At 74.8% G+C, this 1,414-nt stretch carries 2 protein-coding genes; one reads left to right on the top strand and one right to left on the bottom strand.

The features are described 5' to 3' along the window. The coding region (locus GT030_RS15890; RefSeq protein WP_161201656.1) for an MFS transporter at nucleotides 1-542 on the bottom strand (542 nt) is incomplete at its 3' end. A gap of 261 nt (nucleotides 543-803) precedes the next feature. Between GT030_RS15890 and GT030_RS15885 the strand changes: the two genes are divergently transcribed. Beyond that, a partial coding sequence (locus tag GT030_RS15885; RefSeq protein WP_346009654.1) for a glycosyltransferase family 39 protein occupies nucleotides 804-1,414 on the top strand: 611 nt, incomplete at its 3' end.

Below are 1,414 nucleotides of genomic sequence, written 5' to 3'. Positions count from 1 at the left end.
ACCGAGCCCCACCAGAAGTGCTCCAGCAGGAATCCGCCGAGCAGCGGGCCGACGGCCGCGCCGACGGCGGCGACGGCGCTCCAGATCCCGATGGCGAGCGCCCGTTCGCGCCGGTCGGGGAAGACCTGGCGCAGGATGGAGAGGGTGGCGGGCATGATCATGGCGCCGCCGACGCCGAGCAGCGCGCGGGCCAGGATCAGCGTCTCACCGTTGTGGGCGAGGGCGGCGACGGCCGAGGCCACGCCGAACAGGGCATAGCCGAGCAGCAGGACGCGTCTGCGTCCGACCCGGTCGCCCAGCGTGCCGAAGAGGATCAGCAGCGAGGCGCAGACCAGGGGATAGATGTCGACGATCCAGAGCAGTTCGACCGCGCTGGGCCTGAGGTCCTCGGTGACGGCGGGGACCGCCACGTGCAGCACGGTGGCGTCGAGGCCGACGAGCAGCAGGCTGACACAGAGGACGACGAGGACGACCCAGCGGTTGGTACCGGCCCCGGTCGCCCCACGGGACGGCCGGACGGCGGCCGTGGTCGTCCCGGACATGTACGTACCTCCCAGAAGAGTCCTCGCGTGCGGCGGGCCGGCGGGGTGGGGGGGATCTCCACGCCGTACGGCCGGAGAGAAGCGGTGTCACCGGCCCGCTCGGACCCACGCGGGTGGCTCGTCAGCGTACGCGAGTTCATGCCCAGGTCACGTGGTGGACCTCTCACGGTTGCGCCCCGATCGGTGTGGCGTGCGCCACCTCGCCACCCGGGGTCATCGGCGCATGACGGCCCGGCCGGCGCGGGCGTCGATAATCGGCCCGTGACCGAGACAGCCACCCGGGCGGCCCCGCCCGTGACCTCCCTCCCCCGCCGGGCCCTCCCGGCGCTCCTGGGGTACGCGGGGGTCCGGGCCCTGGGGCTGGCCGTGCTGGCCGGGTGGAGCGCGGCGCGCGGCACGAGCGCGCACAAGCTGCTCTCCGCCCGCTGGGACTCCCTCTGGTACGCGCGGGTCGCCGGTGCGGGCTACGGCCACGAGGTCCGGCTGCCGGACGGCGACGTCCACTCCGACCTCGCCTTCTTCCCGCTCCTGCCCTGGCTGGAGCGGCTGCTGCACGCGCTGACCCCGCTGTCGTACCCGGACGCGGGGCTCGTCGTCTCCGCCCTGGCCTCGCTGGCGGCGGCGGGCGGGATCTTCGCGCTGGCGGAACGGCTGTACGGGGCGCGGGCCGGGGTGTGCGCCGTGCTGCTGTGGGCGGTGCTGCCGGTCGGGATCGTGCAGTCGATGGCGTACAGCGAGTCCCTGTTCACGGCGCTGGCCGCCTGGTCGCTGTTCGCGGTGGTGTCGGGGCGCTGGGTGACGGCGGGGCTGCTGGCAGCGCTCGCGGGGCTGACCCGGCCGGTGGGGGCGGCGGTGGTCGCCGCGGTGTGGGT

Source organism: Streptomyces sp. SID1328, assembly GCF_009865595.1.
Lineage (GTDB): Bacteria > Actinomycetota > Actinomycetes > Streptomycetales > Streptomycetaceae > Streptomyces > Streptomyces griseoluteus.
This window is presented reverse-complemented; position numbering and strand designations above follow the sequence as displayed.